The following is a 19,795-nucleotide window of genomic DNA, read 5'->3' on the forward strand; positions in this document are numbered from 1 at the left end:
ACGAACGTAAACGTCTCGACAGGTGCTCAGAGGTATAAGATTCATAATTTTATGTTTGAATATACAACAGCGAGAGTGTGCTCAATGAATTCCCTTGTGGTCAAGCCCAGTAGCGTTCGCCGTGTGGTTTAATAAATGTGAGCATAATTGATCCATATCAGTCGTATATATTGATAACGCTGCGTTGAGCAGGTCTAGTTAGAAATCAAAATTTGGATTCAATTTCTCTTCAATTATTAAATCAGTGTTTTCAATAATACGTCGCTCACAGTTCTTTGTATGAGTCTTGAACGAGAGTATGAGTGTCCTGAATGTGGAGAAATACAGTTTTGGAAGACAGCATCGACGGAAGTCCACCTCGGGACAAAAATCAAATGGGCTTGTGATGGGTGTGGCTATGAGTTCATTGAGATTGATGATGTTAATACGGCAGACGAGCCCTCAGCATTGAATTGAAATTAAATTAACTATTGAGATATTCAGTGTATTCTTGTATATACCTTCAGAGATCGATATCTACCCGCGGCTATTTTGTTTGCTGTTTACAATTGAGTGCATATCATTCGCCGAGATATAATGCTGCTACCTCATCACTTTCGAGTAATGCTGTCCCATCACCCTCAAACTCGTTTTCTCCCATATCAAGAACGTATCCACGGTCGGACACGCTGAGCGCTTGACGAGCGTTCTGCTCAACCATCAAAATCGCCGTATTCGTTTCATCGCGAATATCAACAAGTCGGTCAAACATATTATCGACAAGATCTGGAGCAAGTCCAGCGGAGGGCTCATCAACAAGCAATAAATCTGGGTCTATCATCAATGCTGAAGAGAGAGCAAGCATCTGTTGTTGCCCACCAGACATTGAGCCCGCCCGCTGATTCCGACGCTCAGAGAGGATAGGGAAACGATCCCAAACGGTCTGTAAGTCGTCTTCTGTTGGATTTCCGTCGATATATGCCCCCATTTCGAGGTTTTCACGAACGCTCAGAGTCGGGAACACATTTTCTTTCTGTGGGACATAACATAGTCCTCGTCGGGTTACCTCATTAGGTCGCAGCGATGTGATATCCTCTCCACTGAATCTAACAGATCCTTCCCAACAGTCAATTAACCCATATGTTGCCTTCATCATCGTTGATTTTCCTGCTCCATTCGGACCGATTATAGTGACAATTTCATCATTCTCAACATTTAAATCAACACCATGAAGAATCTCTGCATCCCCGTAGCCAGAAACAACATTACGTGCTTCAAGTAGTGACATACTATTCAGCCCCCAAATATGCATCAATTACTGCTTGATCTGAACGAATCTCTTCAGGTGGTCCCTCAACAAGTCGCTTTCCTTCATTCATGACAATAATTCGATCGGAGAGTTCCATGATAACATCCATATCATGCTCCACAATGCAGAACGTATATCCATCATCACGAAGCGTCTTCACACGATCCATCAGCTTCTGCGTTAATGCTGGGTTGACACCTGCAACTGGCTCATCAAGAAGAATGAGTTCCGGGTCAAGCATCAGCACGCGTCCGAGCTCAAGCAGCTTTCGCTGTCCCCCAGAAAGATTCTCTGCAGGCTCATTCTGAAGATGATCAATCTCAAGTAATTCAAGCATCTCAACTGCACGCTTTCGAACAGCATCCTCCTCACCCCTAACCGTTGGCTGTCGAAGCCACGTGTTCAATACATGCTCACCAGCCTGATCCTGTGGAGCAAGCATCAAATTCTCAAGGGCAGTCATCTCACCGAGTTCTCGTGTTAACTGAAAGGTTCGGACAAGTCCGGATCGTGCAAGCATGTATGGACGACTATTTGCAGTCTCTGAACCACGCTGTTTGAATCGTTCTTGAGTAAGGTATCCACCTGCACCAAGGGCTGCTGCGCCAGCAGTTATCCCGATTGCTGGGAGTGCTCCGAGATTGAGTGTGCCGAGTCCAACTGCCCCTCCAATGACACCAGTTGTGAACGCACTGGCAGCACTCCAGATTTGTGATTCTGTTTGCGTTGGCGTCATAAGTGCCTGAAGATCTGCCCCACGATACTGAACTGTCCCACCATCTGGAACATAAAATCCACTAATAAGATTGAATGTAGTTGTTTTTCCAGCACCGTTCGGTCCAATGAGTCCCGTTATTGACCCTTCGGTGATATCAAATGTGGCATCATCAACAGCCACGATGCCGCCGAATGTTTTTCGTAGATTCCTGACTTTCAGTAGTGATTCCGTATCACTTGGTGCTGCATTATCATCAGAAGCATCCACTGACGATTCAGGATGATTCATGCTCATTCTTCACCCTCAAATTCTCGCTGTGTCCCCACGCCGGGGACCCGGTCGGAATCTATATTTCGGTTCATTGTCGATTCGCCGTCGGCTTCATTTGATGAGTTCATTTCAGTACGTTGTGCTCGTTGCGGTCCTGATGAATCTCCGTCGGTCGTTGCTGTCGTCGCGGCATTATTTGTTCGACTACCTAAAAGCCCTTCAGGAAGATAATACAACACAATCAGGAATAGGACGCCAACAACAACAAGTCGAAATGACTGGATATTAACTCGAATCGCAGGTGGGAAAAAGGCTGCAAGTTGTGTTGTTGCTTGTTGGAAAGCCCAAAAGAGAGCAGCGCCGACAATCATTCCCTTATTATTCCCCGCACCTCCGACGAACATAATCAAGAGAGTAATAAATGTCACCCGAGGTGCAAATGTTGTAAATGTTAGTCCCTGTGCGTACATTGCCCACAGGGCACCGGCAAAGCCACCAAGCGCAGACCCAATAACCATACTCTGTAACTTGTACGTGAACGGATTTTTTCCAAGTGATTTAACCACTGTTTCATCATTTCGTATTGCTCGAAGCACTCGACCAAACGGTGACTCAACTGTTCGTTCAACAATCGCATACAATCCAACGAAGAACAACACAAACCCAGCTAACTGGAAACGAGGGTAATCAACTTTGACAGTTAATTCACCGATACCGACAATGGCGTACCCGACACCAACGTCACCTCCAAATCGGAGTAACCAGACAATATTCTGAAACAGCGTCTGTGTAGCGCCAGCAATGTCACCACTACCCAGAGGACCGAGTGTTGGTAGCACAAAATACCACAATGAAATAAACCATAATGATCCAACACCAATGATAGCAAGTCGATGATTCGATAAAACATCAATCCGGGTTGTTGTGTAATAGTATACACCAACAAGGGCAGCAAGTGCACTGACAGTAATGATTATTTTGAGCCCAACTGCCTTCAGGATTGGAAGTGGAATCAGTGCGAGTAACAGTCCTGTCCCAAGCACAACACCTGTTGTAATCGCAGTTTGAGGGAGATCCACATAGTGCTCACGAATAGCGACCGCGGCGACGATCCACGTGTACAATGAGACAATCACACCAACCGCGAGTGTAATACCTGCTGTGAACACCGTTACAGCGGCGAGGATACCTGCAATCGTCCCAGCGACTGCAGCAGCTCGTGGTACCTGCTGGGCAATTGCATCAGCACGTGTGAATCCGAATGTGGTAAGATTGTATAATCGATCACGAAAGCGAGACGAGCTAATCGATTTATCTGATGTCATCGATGTTGCCGTCGCCAATGTAGACGTGGATATCATGCCAAGGACAGCCGTTGTCAGACCCCAAGCGACAAATACAATCAATCCAAGTAGGACTGCACCAACAATTGTCTCGCCAGTGACTGGGAATGATCCCTGTAGCGGCGGGCTGTATCCACGGAGGGCATCGGGTCCATTGGCGAGCCATGTTTCTGATTGAATAACACGCTGGAAAATAACGGAGATGCCGAGTACTGTTATTGCAAGGTAATCCTCACGCAATCGGATGGTCGGAAGTGTGACTAATCCACCAACAATACCTGCAAGGATTGTTCCTGCAAGGATAGCCGTTACCCAACTGCCAAGAATTGGAATGTCACCGAGTCCAATCACGTAGACCGTGAAATCTGTTGGATCATCCGGTCCAAGTACGAACAATGCCGAAGTATATGCTCCGATGAGATAGAATCCGACATGTCCAAAATCAAGAAGTCCTGTGTGACCATATTTGACATTTAATCCGAGAGCGAGGATACCGTAAATTGAGACAAGAAGCATAAACGAAACAACAACATCTGCAACAGCCATGTTTAGCTCCCCCCCACGATACCCTCAGGTTTCAGTAGTAAGACGGCAAGGAGGACAACGAACGCAACAGGAATCCGATATGTCGCGCTCAACCCTGGGATTGCAAAGATTCCAATTTCCATTGCAAGTCCAACAACGTAGCTTCCAAGAATGGCACCATACACAGAGATTCCTCCGAGAATAACACCGGCAAACATTGGTAATAAGAGATTAAATCCGAGATTAATCGTAATCGAACTGAACAGGAATCCAAGCATAATACCACCAACGGCAGCAAAGAGCCCAGCAATAATCCACACAGACATCATCACTCGCCGGGTATTGATTCCTCGAACCAACGCTAACTCTCTATTATCACTCGTTGCCCGCATCGTCTTTCCAAGGGTCGTTGCCTGAAGTATATAATGTAATCCCCCCATCATCGCAATCGCAAGAAGAATAATCCCGACTCGTAGCGGTGAAATACGAATCCGTGTCGCTGCAAACGCAGTTTCTGGGACGGTTCCATTTGCACCCCCCCAAAATGCGGTTGCTCCGATGATCACTATAACAATTGAACTAAGAGCGGCTGTGAGTCGGGGACCAATGATAGCTGCTGGGCTCCGCCGATCAAGAGCAACGTACGCTACGGTAATAAGACTAAGTAATATAACTCCGAGTTCAATCCACCCGTAGCTTGCTGCAAGAAGTTGTTGTGATGTACCACCACGCGTCTCTTGAAGAGTAAAAAACAGTCCTTCAGAGGTAATAAAGAAGTCAAAGAATTTAGCAAGCGTCAAGTCTACTTCCCCACCTAAAAATGGAACTGATGTTTCGACTGAATAGAATCGTATTGAGCCGCCGAATATTGTCTGAATACCAAATCGGACAATGAAAGCAACGGCAAGTGAAACGACAAGCATCAATGCAAGTTCGATATTTTTTTCACGAAATTTTCTAAATATAAAAGACTCCAACAGTGGGACAGTTGCGCCTAATAACACAACCGAAAACAATAGTGCAGCACCGAAAGATGGAGTTCCAAGCACAACGATTGCACCAATTACCCCTGCGACTACAATATGAACGGTAAGAGCCAAACGTTCTGAGACGTCAATTCCCCACCAATGTCCATATAGCGCGTCTCGTCCACCGAGATGATAAATCGTTCCTAAGACGCCGACGGCTGACAGCGCAAATAAAACACCTGATCCTGCAATGCTTATTTGTTGAGCTCCTGGAGCAAGTAGCTCAAGACCCGGTACAGTATTTGGCTTATTCACTAATAACGCAGCGTAAGCACCAAGTGTTAAAAGATCACCGTGCGCAAAATTTGGCACCTCAGCAATATCATATACAAGAGCTAATCCAGTCGCACCTAACGCCACAATACTGCCAGTCACGACACCTGTCATAACTGCATTCAATAATCCCGTCTCTGGTGCCATATCGCAGATTGCCCGTGTAAAGGGTAAAATCATTTCGATGCCACAAACTGTGTTTTCGTTCACAAGACAGGTCCTGAAAATAATATATGTTTGATAAATTAGATGCTATCAGCGTCCTCGTCAGTAGTTATTTATGCGCTTGATAGTAACAGTCAGCGTGTAATGTCTGAACGTAGCCGACGCGATGTTCTTAAAGGACTTGGCACAGCTGGAACTGCCGGTGTTGTTTCTCTCGCCGGATGCTCAAGTCAGTCTGGTGGCGAAGCAACAGAAGAACCAGAGACCGAAGCTAGTAGTGGCGGTTCGACCACCACCGAAGAGTCAATGGACGAATCCATGGGCGGTGAACCAATCGCGCTTGGGTCGATATTCCCGGTCACTGGCACGAATAGTGCGTATGGCGGAGGTCATCAGCAGGCATTCAATCTTGCTGTTGAGGAGATTAATGATAGTGGAGGTATCCTTGGTGGTCGTGAAATTACACCGGTTAATAACGACACTGAGGGAAGTCCATCGCGATCTGCACAGAAATTCCGGACAATGATCAATCAAGAAGGAGTCGTTGGACTTGTTGGTCCTTACTCAAGTGGAATTGGGACGACGCTTGCACCGGTCGCTCGTGATAATCGGGTCACAGAGATTTCGAATGGAAATACCTCACCTGCACTCGCAACAGCAGGTATTAATGATGATAATGGCGTCAAATACTATGGGCGGACAGCACCAAATGATGTTCAACAGGCACTTGTTGTTGCACGAGTGCTGAATCAAATTGTCGGTGCAGACACGGCTTCTTTCCTGTATGTAGATAATCCATACGGGCAGGGGCTTGCTGAGGCGGCGAGCGAAGCATTCAGTGGTGAAACACTGAATATGGTCGCGTACACTCAAGCGACGAACGATTATACCTCGACGCTTGATTCTGTTTTTGATGGCGAACCAGACGCTGTTGGTGCGGTGATGTATCCTGGAAATGGTCGAACAATCCTCAGACAGTGGGATCAAGGTGGATATGGCGGACAATGGGTCGGTGCAGAGGCAATTTGGTCACCACAGATGCTCTCTGACCTTTCAGATATCGTCGAGGGTATGTATATTACATCCCCACAAACAGCGAACAGCGAAACGTTCCAAGAAAATATGGGTGGGGCTGACCAGATTACCCAGTTTGCTCCCCACGCGTACGATGCCACATATCTAATGGGACTTGCCATGGAGCAAGCTGGTGAAGCAAGCGGGACAGCGATTGCTGAGAACATTCGAAGCGTTTCACGACCGAGTGATGGTGATACGACGGTATCGGTTGCAGAGTTTGACGCTGGAAAAGAAGCACTCAGTGATGGAAGTGTAAATTACGAGGGTGCTTCTGGATCAGTCGATCTTAATGAGGATCTCGAACCGGTCGTCCCATATCGGATTATGGAAGTCGCAAGTGGCGAAGCACAACTGTCCGAGGAAGTGCCGCTATCATACTTCGAAGGAAAAATATAGGTACCGCTGCAACAGGAAACCCATGACCGTCATATTCTCATCTACATCTATATGTTGAGCATAATATATTAGACTGTATAAGAGCTAACGTAACTACTGATTTTACTTTAGATTTTAGATAGTATATACTCATATGAACAACGTGTGTTGTTGCTATCAACTAGGAAACACGAGATAGCGACATCAACCGAAACATTCTGTGCGCGAAGACCACCTTCGAGTGTTCACTTCGTTCGATTGTAACTGTCATAGTATAATAATAATTATTGATATAATCCACACAACGGTATGATCTAATCCGGTTCATTCTCAAATTTTGATTACTACATTGTGTCACGAACAGATGAGACTGGATACATAATAACAAGAGACATACTCACGATGCTATTGAATTCTTTTGTACGTAATATAATGTCTGTGAATATTGAAACACATTGGCACCCAACAACAAAGCTAAATATCATTGCAGACGCGCTTGATTTCACTCAGACAGACCCGCTTCCATCAGGGGTAGAACGCGATCAGATTGAGGAATACTGTTACGCAATTGAACAACTGTATGGGGCATACATCGAGACAATTACCAATAAAACAATTCTCTCACAACGAGAAGCACAGACATGGGTTCTTCGAAATCTCGTACATCAGGGCGCTGACCGACTTACATTCGATGCGATTGGGTTGTACATATGGGCTATCGGGCGAGAAGCGAGCGGTGATCCACTCTCACGAACGATTGTTGCCGAATATAATGATCATGCAGTGGCAAAAATTGACCATGCGACAGCGACGATGATGCATGCTGGTGCACCACCATATCCGGATGATGTGCTCGATGATCCAGTCGCACTTTGGGTTGACACCACCGCACAACGCCGACTCGCCAATCGACGATTAGAAAATGAGAGTTACAGCGACGTACTTGAACGATTACTTGATAATACTGCTAACACGGTTTCACTCGAAGAGATCGTTGAAACATACAAAAAGCAGTTCGATTTAGTCGCAGCGATCGGTGTACAGACTGTGCGACCGGCGTGGGACCGCGAGATTCCACTTTCAGTGCATGTCGGCTCTAAAGATGAAGACCTCAAAAGCACAGATGATGACACGGCACTCGGTGAATCCGAGCAGTCCAATAGAAACACTGGATCGCAGTCGACCCCAGAGGCAGTCTCAACAGCGGATATGCTCTCATTCAGTAATCGTGTGCTTCCATTTAGTGTTGAAAATCGCCCTGTGACCACCGGAACAGACTCAATGCTTGTTATCTATGCTGATGAAACGAATCATGAGTCAGTATCGATTTCAGACGGTGTCACGCGGCTAACCAGAGCGGTTGATGCAGCTGATGAGACAGTTCAGACAATCACTCATCGAGCTCAAGAGAGCGGGGTCTGTGCACTTGGTGTCCGGAATAAGCCAGTTGGCAGTGGTATCCATCTTATAGTGATCGCTCCGTCATCACTCATAGTGCATACTGGAGAGAAGTCTAATGGATTCATACCACCGGAACGACTTTCAGTTGCTGACCGCACACTTTCTGTCGAACGAGTTACACATATAACGCCAGCGGCATATCATGAGGATCATAAATCAAAGACAACTCTCATTTGGGCTACAGATAGTTCCTCAGCAGGTGAATCGTGTACAGAGATTGAACTCGATGGTCCTTCCTCAACTCCGGAGACAAATAGTGCCCAACGAGAGTTATTCCCAACGTCACTGTTACAGACTGGATAACCAAACTAGGTGAATTGATGGATTATGACCAACTAAGCCGCATACCACGCGTTCCGTGGTATAGTCACCATCTCAAGATTATCCAGCTTTAATTTTCCTTGATTTCTTCAATCTGTTCTCGGAGTTCTTCGACAGCCTGTTCATCGGCGGTTCCCCAGGAGGCAACAATACCGATAGCAAAAATAAATATGATACCCCAGCCGAGTGTCGCAAATTCAGCAGGCACATACAAATTAAAAATACCATCAATGACACCCTCCAGCGAAAAAACGATAATAACGGGACCGATTATTTCCCGTGGTATGAAGTGATCAATATACGCTTTGAGAATGCGTGTGTTCATGCTTGAAATACACTCTCTCAATTGGAATAAGTGATTAGTTATCGTGAAATACCCCCAATAATAGGACTCTGTACCACTTTTATTCTGATAGACCCCGAGTCATGTCCATTATGATCACTTTGAGCGGATTGTTACTCAAGTAGACGGTCAGTTCTTTCTCTTAACGAGCAACGTCTATGACCGTCTATCTGTTATTAATCGATTATGCGGTTGATGTAATAACGTGTCATCAGCAACCCAACGGACCCAGCGATGACCACACCAGCGGTCGTCAATAACAATGGGTGTGTGGTAACCGGTCTGATAAGCAGTTCGATAATGCCCCACCCAATGAATAAACATAATAATATAACACATGCTGATACGATAAATAATTCAGCAAAATAAGATCGGAACGACCCCGAGCGTGGCATACGAATGTAACACCTACCACGCTGGTCAACCTCTTTGCGTAGTCGTCGTTGAACAGTAGGCGGGTCCAAGTCTGTCACATATCTAGTTGATTGTTAATTACGCCTGAGGGTATCCCTGGATAATTTAGGGCTTTATTATTGATTAAGACCTACTTGATCGTTGCACGAGTTTGGAGATGAGAGCTTCACCATCTATCTTCAACTGACAATGTAGCACAATCAATCTACAGATAATCTGGAAATGTGGCCCCTCTCAACACCCGCCAATGGCGGTTCGACGGGGAAGGGGGTTACTGTCATGGTCATGGTGGAGTGGCAGTGACCGGCTCTCACCCACGCTCCCACGGACACAGCACAGCGCTGTTCGGGTATGACTTCCAGCCGATTTCTCATGGAAAACGAAGAGGTCGGGAGGAATTGACTGAAATTCCTTTACTGGTGTAGTGCGGTCGACACAGGGAAGCCTCGGCTTGGGACTTGCCCCCGAGGTACTTCACGACTAGGTATTGGTAATTGTTTTACTCAACAATTAATCGGCGACTTTTGAGTAAGAGTGTCAAATAGTATTGATATATCGGTCACGATCAACTCAAATTTAGTGTACATAAACTGTTCTACACAATACCCCTGAAGTTAAACACATTGTTCAATTATTAACTTTATCTCAGATTTACTCCTCATATATGACGGTCAAAATAGTTTGTTCCGAGCTGGGGCTAGACAGGCTGCCCGTGTGTCATCGGACATACGGTTTGTTCCGTGGCAAGCCAACATTACCAAGGAATTCTTTCAAGCACAATTTGGCGATCACCTGTTCGCATTCGTGCTTATCAATCCAGAGGCAAATCTTGTTCATGCTGGCGGTGAAACAGTGCGGCATCTGCTTCAAGACAAGGGAGTTCCGCGTCCCGTCGCAAGCACATTTGAGCAAATATATCAAGCCATCAGTGACCCCTTTGGTCGGGTTGTCCATGGGCAGGCGCCGGCTGACATTGATGGGACATTTTGCATTGATGAAAGCGCACGGCCACATGTCAAAACTATTCAGCGTGAGTGTTCACTTGGCTCCTGCAAGAAATAAATTAATCAGACGAGATTGGTGTGATTACTCTTTGTATTTTTTACTATTGCATTCCGTGATACTGTGTCAAGTGGACAGTCTCCATGAGCAAACTAAGCGTGTGAACCGTATGTTGTGAGAGAGCACTAACTCTACCCAGCTCAGTTACCCTCGGCACAGTCCCAGGCGGAGCAAACTGATATAGACTACCGCGATTACCCCGTAGTTGTAACTGCACGTACTAAACACCGAGACATCAGATATGAATACAGTCGTTGTTGAATGGCAATCTTGGATTTTTAATTATTATGAGACAAAGTCCACGCTTGTGACTTCGAATTTTGTTCCTCCCTCAGAACTCTCACTGAGGTGTATATCCCAGTCATGTCCAGAAACAATCTGTTGAACAATACTTAATCCAAATCCGGTCCCACTCTCGCTGGTCGTATACCCGGTTTCAAAGACACGGTCATGCTTATCTGGTGAGATGCCAGATCCATTGTCTACAATAGAAAATCCATCCGTAGTGATTTCAATAGTCACGTCGACTTCCGCCCCACCGTGTTCAACTGCGTTCCGTAGAAGATTCTCAAACAGTTGCTGGAGACGGGAATTATTTGCCAGTATTTGTGAATTTGTCTCAGGGAGATTCAAACTTGCTCGTCGTGTATCTACACTCTGCCATGCTTGTTTTGCCACTCTTTTTATTGGAACTGCACCCATCTGGTCAATCTTACGACTCTGTGCAAGTTCCAAAAGTTCAGTAATCAATACACCCATCCGATCAAGTGCATTATCCACGAGATGTAGTTCGTCTCGATCGATGTCATCCTGTAGAAGATCAATATACCCCTGAGCAACGTTCAACGGATTGCGTAAATCGTGTGAAATGACACCTGCAAAGCTCTCGAGTCGTTCGTTTTTATGTCTAAGTTCTCGTTGTTGTGCTTTCCGCTCTGAAATGTCTTTGATTGTCCCAAAATGGTATGTGGTGCCATTGATTGAGCGTTGAGTTGTGACTGTTGCAACAGGAAGCTGTTTATTATTATATGCATGCACTGTCTCGGCTTTTCGGGTTTCACCATCCTCAAAAGATGCCCAATATGTATCGAACTTATCTGCCTCAACCCCTGAGACGATTTTCCATAATGGTTCTCCGACTAGCTCTGATGCTACAACGTCAAATAATTTAGCATATGACTGATTTACATAAACATATCGACCGTCTTTGGTATACACTCCAACGCCTACACCGACTGATTTGATCATCTCGGCAAGGAACTCTGGCGTAAAATCAATTGATCTATCAGAAGCCATTAGTGTGAATCCTCCTCAACTCTAATCATATAATATTTTGACGCTATAACAGTTTTAAACAATATTTGCAAAACAGTGCATATGAACTCATGAGTATGAATTAAGATAGTTTGTTATACCGGATCTCTAATCTCATACTCTCAATGTCTGCAGGCTATCTCCTCACCGATTCAGACCGTTGAGATATACTGCCAGTCGTTTTGTTCTACCCAAACACAACCAGTCAATAAATAAACCGGACGTTCCTTGACGCGGGGACTCTTCGATCTTATGAGATAACGCGGTTTTGGAGGTAATCGAGGTGCTTTGCGTTGTAGACGATTTGGATACTATCGGTTGCCGGTGATCCGATACACGTCAGTCGAACATTCTTTTCAGAAACTTCCTCATTAGAAAGAATCTGTTGCATGTCCATATCGATTTCCCCTTCAGTCACGATTGCGGCGCAATTTGCACATGCACCCGCGCGACAGGAGAACGGCCAATCATAACCCTGTGCTTCTGCGGCTTCAAGAATATACTCGCCCTCGTTTACTTCAAGTGACCCGTAATCTTCGTCACTGAGATCGGAATCGGCAGCTTTTTCGAAAAGATCCTCATCATCCATCTCCCAACCCTTGTCATCAAGGGATTCGTAGTTAAGATATTCTACGGTTGCCATCAATGTGTTGTATGTGCGCCACGGCATTAGACCTTGCTGCCTACTCATTTCATTATGATATCATTATCACCGTCATGGTGTCATGGTTATATAGAATCGCTTAACGAGCATTATAGAGAATTGAACATACAATTTTATTGAGATAATAAGTGCTCAGTCGTCGGAGCGAGATCAAAAGAACGCCTTTAGGAAATGGTGGAGCCAATCAAACTATAGCAATTAACTCAGGGAAAATATGGCAATCCTCCTGAGAGTGACTGTCAAGACAGTGTGAACTGTTCAGGGTCAAGCCCCGTAGCATCCGCCTCGATTTTCTGTAAAACATATATTTTTTCATCTGCTTTTCTTTGGAGACATCATCTTTGTTCATAGATATGATCCACGATATATTGTATATAAAACATCACCCACACATGATTCTCTATCTGAAGATAAGCCCTCCATGCCCAGTGCATTTGATGAATTAAAGATGTTGACTGGAGAGAGTAGCATTTACTCAGCTGTTTGATTGCTTGGAAACGGTGAGAACACATGTATTATATATTATCAAACATCTATCTCGCTGATTTGTACAGGCGGTACAAGGCGACTGTCTCGGGATCGGGGCTTTGATATTGCTGTGACCCCGACACCCCTCCGCCTCCCCTCATCCAAACGCAATGGGTAGGCAAGCAGGTCGATAAATATTGAATTGTGATGGTCTGGTCAGTGTGTATGGCTGAGAGTCCAATCACACGGGCGGTCAGGCACCATCCCATCCCCCATACCATGCCATGCACTGCACCGTCCAACAGAGAGAGGGTAGGGAAGGGAAGAGAAGGGATGGGACGGTCCGAATCACCGTCGTCCGAGAGACGAAGTTTCTCGTGATCACGCAAGTCGTCGATTGTCGACCGATCCGGAGCCTGGACCTGGACCCGCTGTCGCTGAGAGTGGGTTGGGTTGGGGTTGGAAGTTCTGTCAGAGACACACGAAGCCTCGGCTTGGGGCTTGCCCTCAAGACAGGTTTACACTCGCCAATGCGTTCATATTTAAATGGTCGAATTAGTCTGATAAAATAATAGATTGTGTATACGGCTGAGATTAAAATGATATTAAAAACTCATATGGAGGATCACCTGGCTCTGTCTGTTTTGTCCCTAATAGAGAGATACGAGGGTTCACCCGTTTTCTTAATTGACCTTTCTCATTTGAGTCTACAAACTCTTCGACTCGAATCTTCGCAAACTGTACCTCATATTCATCTTGAGTCTGATTACCATAATAAATTTCCAGCAGTGGATCATCATCTGATACTTCCTTGACGTCGATGGGGGATTTATCTATATCTTCAAGTTCAGAGATCACCTCAAGACCTGCTTCTTCAACATCCATAGCTCGATTATAAATGTATATCCTAAAAATAATGTCGGGAGATGACAGTTGACACTACATTCGAGATTTGGAAACTGAGTCCCAGTCGTGAGCATTTTTTCAGATTAGCAGCGAGTTGCCTGATCACAGATTTCTCTGTGTGGTTTGGTCTTATTTAATAGACTTAGAAGCGATAATATGAAGATTACGCTATATGATTGCTGAAGTCATTTTATTATATCTTATGGACTGAGGATTGCTATTGTGTCAACTACTCGTTTATATTTGACTCTCCGTACATCAAGTGTAATTCGGAGATTACTTTCGTCTCATGCGGTTATTGGATATTGTAATGGTATCAGACAAAGAACGACTTGAGGAGGCTCTGAGGTGGCTCGAGGAGGTGAAACGGCTCAAGCAAGATGAGGACCGTCTTTATTCGAATTCTTTTTTACAGGGATATAAGCAGTATATCATCCCTCACGAGCATCATGATATGGAGGATGTCTCAGTAGAAGAGGTTGAGCAGATAATTCAGCGATATGAACGTGATCTTGAAGACTTAGAGACAGGCAAGTTTCAGAGCTGAGCAGTTTTTATACACAGTGATGTCTAGCTGGTTTAACTGATAACATACGGTTACTTGGTGCCTCCGTATGGATCAAAAATCAATATCTAATTTGTGACTTGTCGCTAATCGGTTTGATGGGGCGTTAAGCACGGTCGTATCCTGAGCATCGTGCCCACACACGTCCGTATATAGTATCAAAATTGAATTTCCAAACCGCTCAGAAAATAATGTAACTGTTTAGATCAATCGCCAAACATTTGACGCATCATCGGATGCATCTCCATAAGTTGTTCTTCGGCGATCTCTTCATACAGTTTGTATGTAATCGAGACCGTGAGTAAGAGTCCCGTTCCGGAGACGCCACCAATTGTCCCAAGCATATTTGCGAGGACAGCAAGCAGTCCAACAAGTGCGCCACCGATGACAGTTACTTGTGGGATGTATCGTTCCATCACCTTTTCAATCACCTGTGGACTCCGTCGGAAGCCGGGGATCTGCATCCCTGAATTCTGGATCTGACGCGCTGTTGCCTCTGGACCCATACCAGTCGTTTCAACCCAGAAGATAGCAAATACAGCACCCCCTGCAATCATGAATGTGAGGTCGATTAACACTCGAGCAATGATTGCAAGTGGCTCCTGTGATGTGAATCCAAGGAACCACATCCAATCCTGGCGGGACTGAATCGGAGCGAGATACCAAAATATCCCACCGGTGACTTGCCCCTGTGTGTACTCACCAAGCCACAGCGGCATGCCGCTCCACCAGTTGCTGAGAATCTGTCCCAGGAACTGGATATTTGCCTGCAGTGCTCGTACAAGAATCATTGGTAAAACGCTCGCATAAATAAGTTTTACCGGGAATCGTCCACGCGCCCCCTTGACATTCGCATGTGAAAGTGGGATTTCAACACGAACGCTTTCAGCATACACAACGATTCCAAAGATGAATACTGTCGTAATCAATGCCAATATCTGACCCTGTCCAAGGAAGACGTCTGAGAGTCCTCCTGGTGTCAACGGTGATCCGATATCGACAGCACCAGTCACAATGCCAATCCACGTTGGAATGAAGCCACTTTGTCCGCCGAGGCTCTGCCAACTAAACAATCCGGCAACAAGTTGCTGGCTGACACCGGCAATAATGAATAATCCAACACCAGAGCCGACGCCCCACTTGCTCACGATTTCATCCATAAACAGGATGAGAATGCCACCAACGAACATCTGTGCAAAGATAATTGTCTTCACCCCGCCTTGTCCAACGGCAAGGGAGTCTGCAACTGCTTGACTCGCTGGGAGGAAGTTTCCTGCAAACACCATTGGTAACCCAGTCAAACAGATCATCACAACGACAAGTAACTTCTGAAGACCCTGATAGAGAATCTGATCACGAGGATCATCGGTATCAAGACCGAGAAGATTCGCACCACCAAGTAACTGAAGCACAATGCTCGCTGTTACAATTGGTCCAATTCCTAACTGGAGGATCGATCCTTGTGACCCAGCAAGGATACTACGGAATTGTCCATAGAAGTCTCCCCCAGCACCTCCTGTCTGTAATCCGAACATCGTGACGTTCGTCAAGAAAAAGTACATCACAAGGATGCCAGCCGTCCATCCTAACTTCTGACGAAACGGCACATGCCCCTCTGGACGCGTAACAGAGGGCATTCGCGTCAATACCGGTTCAGCGGTCTCCTTCCATCCCATAACTTACTCTTGATAATTATTTTTCGGCGTTACTGTTATTCTCTTCGTCTTCTTCGGCAGTGATTGATTCTCCGTGTTCGGTGAGCGTCGCACTGCCACCAGCATCCTCGAGCAGCGTTCGTGCGCTATCAGAGAATGCATCAGCAACAATGTGTAACTCTTGTCGAACTTGACCGCCGCCGAGCACCTTCGTTATATCTGCGCTGTCGGCATCATCAGTAACATCCCGTGCATCAATACGATAGGCACCATCATCAAGTTCCGCAGTATCCTCTGCAACGAACAGTGCTGCATCTTCATCGAGTTCTTGAACAGAAATTTCTGCGACAGTCCGCTCACTACCTGGCGGTCGTTTAAAACCATGCTTACCAATCGGTTCATAATTATGCTGTTCATGTTTATCACGACCAGCACGACCACGACCACCACGGTGACCGGCACCGCGACGATTCTTGTGTGTCCCGCCACCATGCGTTCGTGTCCCACGCTGTCGTCTTTTCTTTGATGTCATCGCATTGCCTCCAAAAGCTCATTAATCTGATCGGTGTCATGAACGCCAATTTGTCCACCCTCAGCAGTTGGGTGTTTCTGCCCTCGATGACCGCCGCGCGGCGGATGTAATCGAAGAACCGGTGATAATCCCTGATCGCGGAGGGTGGTTTCCTCTTCAATTAGTGCAGTTGCGAGTGCATCAAACTCATTATACTCGGTGTTTTCCTCAAGCCACGTTCCATCTACAGTGTCATCACCGGTTTCGGGCTCAGCACGTCGTTTGAGTACCGTCGAAAGCACCTCAACACTCGGTTCACCATGTGCAACATAGTCATTCACCTTTGTGATCATGCCGCGATATGTATCCGTTTCAGGAACGAGCGCACAATGGTTCACTCGGTGGAGATTAAGCATTGCAAGCGTATCCTCGACAGAACCACTCATATTGACAGGACCACGAAGCTGAACGATTGCTTGCATCACTCAGACACCTCTTGTTCGCGCTGTTTGGCTGCCGCACGACGAGGCGTTCGCGACTGTGAAGCATTTCGAAGCGCATTATATGTCGCTTTGGCGAGGTTAACTGTCGTTCGGGTGTTTCCATTTGAGCGTGTCCACGCATCTTGCACTCCAGCGAGTTCAAGAATATTACTCACAGTCTCGGCAGCGGCTAATCCGAGACCTTGCGGGGCAGGTATCACCTCAACGGTGACTGACCCAGCTTTGCCTTCGGCATTTCGGGTAAGTGAGTTGACACCGCCAGCGGAGTCTTCCCATGACCCAGAGCCACGATCGACAGAAATAAGATTCAATTTTGCAACGTCAATCGCTTTCTGAATTGCAGAACCAACCTGATCATCACGTCCTTCAGCATACCCAAGATACCCATCACGGTTTCCAATTGCAATAACACAACGGAATTTCACACGCCGACCGGAGTCGGTCATCCGTTGAACCATGTTGATATCAAGCACTTCATCATCCAATCCAGGGAGTAACTGATCGACGAGTTCTGGCTCCTTGAGTGGAAGTCCTGAGTTGAGTGCTTGTTCCATTGATGCGACATCGCCATCTTGTACCATACGACCAAGTCGTGTGCGCGGTGTCCAGCCGTCGCTGTTTCGTTGACTCTGGCTCATTCGTTATCACCCACTGATTGGGAATCGCTTGTATCCACGTCGGTATTCATACTCACGTCTGCTTCCTGCAGGGTCTCAAGTACTGTATCGAAATGCTCTGGAAGCGTTGTTGCGTCAAAGTCACTGTTATACAGGGGTTCATCGCGCTGTTCGGCGTAGGTGGCGATATGCTCACCACGGTTGCGCGACCAATCTGCAAGCACTGACTCATTATGCGGAATTGAAACGCCTGCATCGATAGCTCCCTCTTGAACGACAAATACCTTGTTTCCGGGTGTTGCCGTATTCAATCCAATATCAAGTACAGCCTCATCGAGACCTGCTTCAATAGCACGCATTCCTGCAAGGTATCCGGTGAGATACGCACTTGGAATATTTCCGGTTGGTGCTTCCCAGCCGTACTCACTCAGATTTTCTGAGGAAGCGGCTACGCGTGTCTCATCGCCGTCTGGACCAGGTGTTATCAGCTGCGCCCTAATATGCCGGTTGCTCACACGAGCAACAAGGCGTGGCTTACCAGATTTTAGCAGGCGCAACCTCTGGTGGTAATCGGTCCGAACTTCGCGGCGACGCCGCATCGGTACTTTGTATCGCGGTCCTGTTGCCATTATTCAATCACTATCTCCACATCATAATTACTGTCAATATACGCTTCAAGTCGGGCTACGTCTTCGAACTCTCCACCAGACGCCTTATTATACACCTCACGGTACTGCGTCGGCGTCAATGGACCGTCATCGCGAAGTTCGCGAAGTCGACGGCGTTGTGCTCGAATTCGGCTTACCCATTCGTCTTTTTCATTCTTTCGACCGCCAGAGCGTCCCTTTCGAGATCCTGGACCCTTGCGGTGTCCATACGACTGTTTTTCGGCTCGATTTCGAGCACGACCTTTTGAGTTGCTCTTTGCATCCTCAGCACGGATGATTCCCTGATCAACTAAATCACGAATATCCTCACGAGTAATTGCTTCTGCAATTTCACTCTGTTCGTCAGGATCAAGCCAAACGCGGCTTTTTCCGACCGAAAGAACATCCGCAGCCATTCTGCGTTGTGCTTTTAGATCCGTCATTCGTCTGTAGCCTCCGTAGCTGATACCGTGTCTGCATCTGCATCTGCATTGTCTCCAACCTCAACTTCAACATATGTTGGATTTAGAACACGAATTTCTCGCTCTGCGGCGACATCTTCGATTCGTTCACGCTTTCGCCCACCGACTTTTGAGGCAATACGAACAGCCTCAATATCACCATTGACGCCCTCAAGATCGTCGACGTTGTGTACACGCACCTCCTCAAATCCAGATGGATGGAGACCGCGTGCTGCTGTTGGTGAGCGATATCCGGCTTCAACAAGCGCACCTTTTCCTTTGATACCGCGGCGTTGTTTTGAGAGGGTTCCGCGGGGCTTTCGCCATGATTCTGGCGTCCGCTTTTTCATATGATGATCCTGTCGGCGAAATGCTGGTTTCCCTTCACGATGTTTTTGCCCGAGCGCCCGAGCTGTTTCGTCATCGAGATTCGGTGTCTTGTCCGCATGCCCACGCGGACGAAGTTCAGTTTCGACCGTTTCTGTTTCTTCAATTTCGTCTTCAGATTCAACTTCAACTGCTGCATCAGTTTCCGTTGAAACCTCAAGCTCACCAACATCAGCTTTAATTCGAGCTGCAAGCGCATTTCCGATGCCATCGATATCTGCTAAGGCTGATTGGCTTGCTGCCCGAATATCCTCGAATGATTCGTAGCCTGCCTCACGGAGTGACTCAGCTCGATCACTGCCAACACCGCTGATATCCTCAAATGAGTCAGTGTCATCTGTGGTTTCGGATTCTGATTCCGGCTCTGACTCTGACTCAATTGTATCGGTATTACTGTCGGTGTCAGCGTCAGTATTGGTATCAACATCTGTCGA

20 protein-coding genes are annotated in these 19,795 nt (G+C 46.5%); 5 read left to right on the forward strand and 15 right to left on the reverse strand.

Annotated features, from left to right (window positions below):
- Positions 1-279 precede the first annotated feature (279 nt).
- Positions 280-456, forward strand: coding sequence for a DUF7838 family putative zinc beta-ribbon protein (locus tag J07HQW2_RS17950; protein WP_021054507.1), 177 nt, complete (start codon positions 280-282; stop codon positions 454-456).
- A gap of 103 nt (positions 457-559) precedes the next feature.
- On the opposite strand, the gene J07HQW2_RS05910 is transcribed toward J07HQW2_RS17950, so the two are convergent.
- The 4 genes from J07HQW2_RS05910 to J07HQW2_RS05925 are packed head-to-tail and all read right to left on the reverse strand — an operon-like array spanning position 560 to position 5,592.
- Complete coding sequence (locus J07HQW2_RS05910) at positions 560-1,267, reverse strand: ABC transporter ATP-binding protein (protein ID WP_021054508.1); 708 nt, start codon at positions 1,265-1,267, stop codon at positions 560-562.
- Between the two features lies 1 nt (position 1,268).
- Positions 1,269-2,300: an ABC transporter ATP-binding protein gene (locus J07HQW2_RS05915; RefSeq protein WP_021054509.1), complete on the reverse strand. Its 1,032-nt coding sequence runs from the start codon at positions 2,298-2,300 to the stop codon at positions 1,269-1,271.
- On the reverse strand, positions 2,297-4,165 hold the full coding sequence (locus J07HQW2_RS05920) for a branched-chain amino acid ABC transporter permease (protein WP_021054510.1): 1,869 nt from the start codon (positions 4,163-4,165) through the stop codon (positions 2,297-2,299). The genes J07HQW2_RS05915 and J07HQW2_RS05920 overlap by 4 nt, the downstream gene beginning before the upstream one ends.
- Positions 4,166-4,167: 2 nt before the next feature.
- Positions 4,168-5,592, reverse strand: coding sequence for a branched-chain amino acid ABC transporter permease (locus J07HQW2_RS05925; protein ID WP_021054511.1), 1,425 nt, complete (start codon positions 5,590-5,592; stop codon positions 4,168-4,170).
- Between the two features lie 162 nt (positions 5,593-5,754).
- Here J07HQW2_RS05925 and J07HQW2_RS05930 point away from each other — a divergent pair, with 162 nt between their 5' ends.
- A complete protein-coding gene (locus J07HQW2_RS05930) occupies positions 5,755-7,083 on the forward strand; it encodes an ABC transporter substrate-binding protein (protein ID WP_048075172.1) in 1,329 nt (442 codons plus the stop codon).
- 411 nt (positions 7,084-7,494) lie between these two features.
- On the forward strand, positions 7,495-8,826 hold the full coding sequence (locus J07HQW2_RS05935; RefSeq protein WP_048075173.1) for a hypothetical protein: 1,332 nt from the start codon (positions 7,495-7,497) through the stop codon (positions 8,824-8,826).
- A gap of 88 nt (positions 8,827-8,914) precedes the next feature.
- Here J07HQW2_RS05935 and J07HQW2_RS05940 read toward each other — a convergent pair whose 3' ends face one another.
- Entirely contained in the window at positions 8,915-9,169 is a 255-nt protein-coding gene (locus J07HQW2_RS05940; RefSeq protein WP_021054514.1) for a hypothetical protein, read from the reverse strand.
- Between the two features lie 1,146 nt (positions 9,170-10,315).
- Between J07HQW2_RS05940 and J07HQW2_RS05945 the strand changes: the two genes are divergently transcribed.
- Complete coding sequence (locus tag J07HQW2_RS05945; protein ID WP_303703993.1) at positions 10,316-10,663, forward strand: hypothetical protein; 348 nt, start codon at positions 10,316-10,318, stop codon at positions 10,661-10,663.
- Positions 10,664-10,948: 285 nt separating this feature from the next.
- Here the strand turns inward: J07HQW2_RS05945 and J07HQW2_RS05950 are convergent, their stop codons facing one another.
- The 3 genes from J07HQW2_RS05950 to J07HQW2_RS05960 all read right to left on the reverse strand — a co-directional run bounded on the left by J07HQW2_RS05950 (position 10,949) and on the right by J07HQW2_RS05960 (position 13,994).
- Positions 10,949-11,959 (reverse strand): two-component system sensor histidine kinase NtrB, encoded by a 1,011-nt coding sequence (locus J07HQW2_RS05950; RefSeq protein ID WP_021054517.1) that lies wholly within the window; start codon positions 11,957-11,959, stop codon positions 10,949-10,951.
- Between the two features lie 268 nt (positions 11,960-12,227).
- Entirely contained in the window at positions 12,228-12,620 is a 393-nt protein-coding gene (fer, locus tag J07HQW2_RS05955; RefSeq protein ID WP_048075515.1) for a ferredoxin Fer, read from the reverse strand.
- Positions 12,621-13,703: 1,083 nt separating this feature from the next.
- Positions 13,704-13,994 carry a hypothetical protein gene (locus J07HQW2_RS05960; protein ID WP_021054519.1) on the reverse strand — a complete coding sequence of 97 codons (291 nt, stop codon included), beginning with the start codon at positions 13,992-13,994 and terminating at the stop codon, positions 13,704-13,706.
- A 331-nt stretch (positions 13,995-14,325) separates the two neighbouring features.
- Between J07HQW2_RS05960 and J07HQW2_RS05965 the strand changes: the two genes are divergently transcribed.
- Positions 14,326-14,562, forward strand: coding sequence for a hypothetical protein (locus tag J07HQW2_RS05965; RefSeq protein ID WP_021054521.1), 237 nt, complete (start codon positions 14,326-14,328; stop codon positions 14,560-14,562).
- A 224-nt stretch (positions 14,563-14,786) separates the two neighbouring features.
- Here J07HQW2_RS05965 and secY read toward each other — a convergent pair whose 3' ends face one another.
- From secY to J07HQW2_RS06000, 7 genes are read right to left on the reverse strand one after another with little or no spacing between them, the layout of a single operon-like run.
- On the reverse strand, positions 14,787-16,256 hold the full coding sequence (secY, locus tag J07HQW2_RS05970) for a preprotein translocase subunit SecY (protein ID WP_021054522.1): 1,470 nt from the start codon (positions 16,254-16,256) through the stop codon (positions 14,787-14,789).
- A 16-nt stretch (positions 16,257-16,272) separates the two neighbouring features.
- Entirely contained in the window at positions 16,273-16,767 is a 495-nt protein-coding gene (locus J07HQW2_RS05975) for an uL15m family ribosomal protein (RefSeq protein WP_021054523.1), read from the reverse strand.
- Positions 16,764-17,228: a 50S ribosomal protein L30 gene (locus J07HQW2_RS05980; protein WP_021054524.1), complete on the reverse strand. Its 465-nt coding sequence runs from the start codon at positions 17,226-17,228 to the stop codon at positions 16,764-16,766. Before J07HQW2_RS05980 ends, J07HQW2_RS05975 begins: the two co-directional genes overlap by 4 nt.
- Positions 17,228-17,887 carry a 30S ribosomal protein S5 gene (locus J07HQW2_RS05985; protein WP_021054525.1) on the reverse strand — a complete coding sequence of 220 codons (660 nt, stop codon included), beginning with the start codon at positions 17,885-17,887 and terminating at the stop codon, positions 17,228-17,230. Before J07HQW2_RS05985 ends, J07HQW2_RS05980 begins: the two co-directional genes overlap by 1 nt.
- Complete coding sequence (locus J07HQW2_RS05990) at positions 17,884-18,495, reverse strand: 50S ribosomal protein L18 (RefSeq protein WP_021054526.1); 612 nt, start codon at positions 18,493-18,495, stop codon at positions 17,884-17,886. Before J07HQW2_RS05990 ends, J07HQW2_RS05985 begins: the two co-directional genes overlap by 4 nt.
- On the reverse strand, positions 18,495-18,956 hold the full coding sequence (locus tag J07HQW2_RS05995; protein WP_021054527.1) for a 50S ribosomal protein L19e: 462 nt from the start codon (positions 18,954-18,956) through the stop codon (positions 18,495-18,497). The genes J07HQW2_RS05990 and J07HQW2_RS05995 overlap by 1 nt, the downstream gene beginning before the upstream one ends.
- Positions 18,953-19,741: a 50S ribosomal protein L32e gene (locus J07HQW2_RS06000; RefSeq protein WP_048075516.1), complete on the reverse strand. Its 789-nt coding sequence runs from the start codon at positions 19,739-19,741 to the stop codon at positions 18,953-18,955. The genes J07HQW2_RS05995 and J07HQW2_RS06000 overlap by 4 nt, the downstream gene beginning before the upstream one ends.
- Positions 19,742-19,795 lie beyond the last annotated feature (54 nt).

Source organism: Haloquadratum walsbyi J07HQW2, from assembly GCF_000415985.1.
GTDB lineage: Archaea > Halobacteriota > Halobacteria > Halobacteriales > Haloferacaceae > Haloquadratum > Haloquadratum walsbyi_B.

Excerpts from the sequence above, each read along its gene's own strand:
- J07HQW2_RS17950 (WP_021054507.1), top strand. The coding sequence starts at position 280 with ATGAGTCTTGAACGAGAGTATGAGTGTCCTGAATGTGGAGAAATACAG.
- J07HQW2_RS05910 (WP_021054508.1), bottom strand. The coding sequence starts at position 1,267 with ATGTCACTACTTGAAGCACGTAATGTTGTTTCTGGCTACGGGGATGCA.
- J07HQW2_RS05915 (WP_021054509.1), bottom strand. The coding sequence starts at position 2,300 with ATGAGCATGAATCATCCTGAATCGTCAGTGGATGCTTCTGATGATAAT.
- J07HQW2_RS05920 (WP_021054510.1), bottom strand. The coding sequence starts at position 4,165 with ATGGCTGTTGCAGATGTTGTTGTTTCGTTTATGCTTCTTGTCTCAATT.
- J07HQW2_RS05925 (WP_021054511.1), bottom strand. The coding sequence starts at position 5,592 with ATGGCACCAGAGACGGGATTATTGAATGCAGTTATGACAGGTGTCGTG.
- J07HQW2_RS05930 (WP_048075172.1), top strand. The coding sequence starts at position 5,755 with ATGTCTGAACGTAGCCGACGCGATGTTCTTAAAGGACTTGGCACAGCT.
- J07HQW2_RS05935 (WP_048075173.1), top strand. The coding sequence starts at position 7,495 with ATGTCTGTGAATATTGAAACACATTGGCACCCAACAACAAAGCTAAAT.
- J07HQW2_RS05940 (WP_021054514.1), bottom strand. The coding sequence starts at position 9,169 with ATGAACACACGCATTCTCAAAGCGTATATTGATCACTTCATACCACGG.
- J07HQW2_RS05950 (WP_021054517.1), bottom strand. The coding sequence starts at position 11,959 with ATGGCTTCTGATAGATCAATTGATTTTACGCCAGAGTTCCTTGCCGAG.
- fer (WP_048075515.1), bottom strand. The coding sequence starts at position 12,620 with ATGGCAACCGTAGAATATCTTAACTACGAATCCCTTGATGACAAGGGT.
- J07HQW2_RS05960 (WP_021054519.1), bottom strand. The coding sequence starts at position 13,994 with ATGGATGTTGAAGAAGCAGGTCTTGAGGTGATCTCTGAACTTGAAGAT.
- J07HQW2_RS05965 (WP_021054521.1), top strand. The coding sequence starts at position 14,326 with ATGGTATCAGACAAAGAACGACTTGAGGAGGCTCTGAGGTGGCTCGAG.
- secY (WP_021054522.1), bottom strand. The coding sequence starts at position 16,256 with ATGGGATGGAAGGAGACCGCTGAACCGGTATTGACGCGAATGCCCTCT.
- J07HQW2_RS05975 (WP_021054523.1), bottom strand. The coding sequence starts at position 16,767 with ATGACATCAAAGAAAAGACGACAGCGTGGGACACGAACGCATGGTGGC.
- J07HQW2_RS05980 (WP_021054524.1), bottom strand. The coding sequence starts at position 17,228 with ATGCAAGCAATCGTTCAGCTTCGTGGTCCTGTCAATATGAGTGGTTCT.
- J07HQW2_RS05985 (WP_021054525.1), bottom strand. The coding sequence starts at position 17,887 with ATGAGCCAGAGTCAACGAAACAGCGACGGCTGGACACCGCGCACACGA.
- J07HQW2_RS05990 (WP_021054526.1), bottom strand. The coding sequence starts at position 18,495 with ATGGCAACAGGACCGCGATACAAAGTACCGATGCGGCGTCGCCGCGAA.
- J07HQW2_RS05995 (WP_021054527.1), bottom strand. The coding sequence starts at position 18,956 with ATGACGGATCTAAAAGCACAACGCAGAATGGCTGCGGATGTTCTTTCG.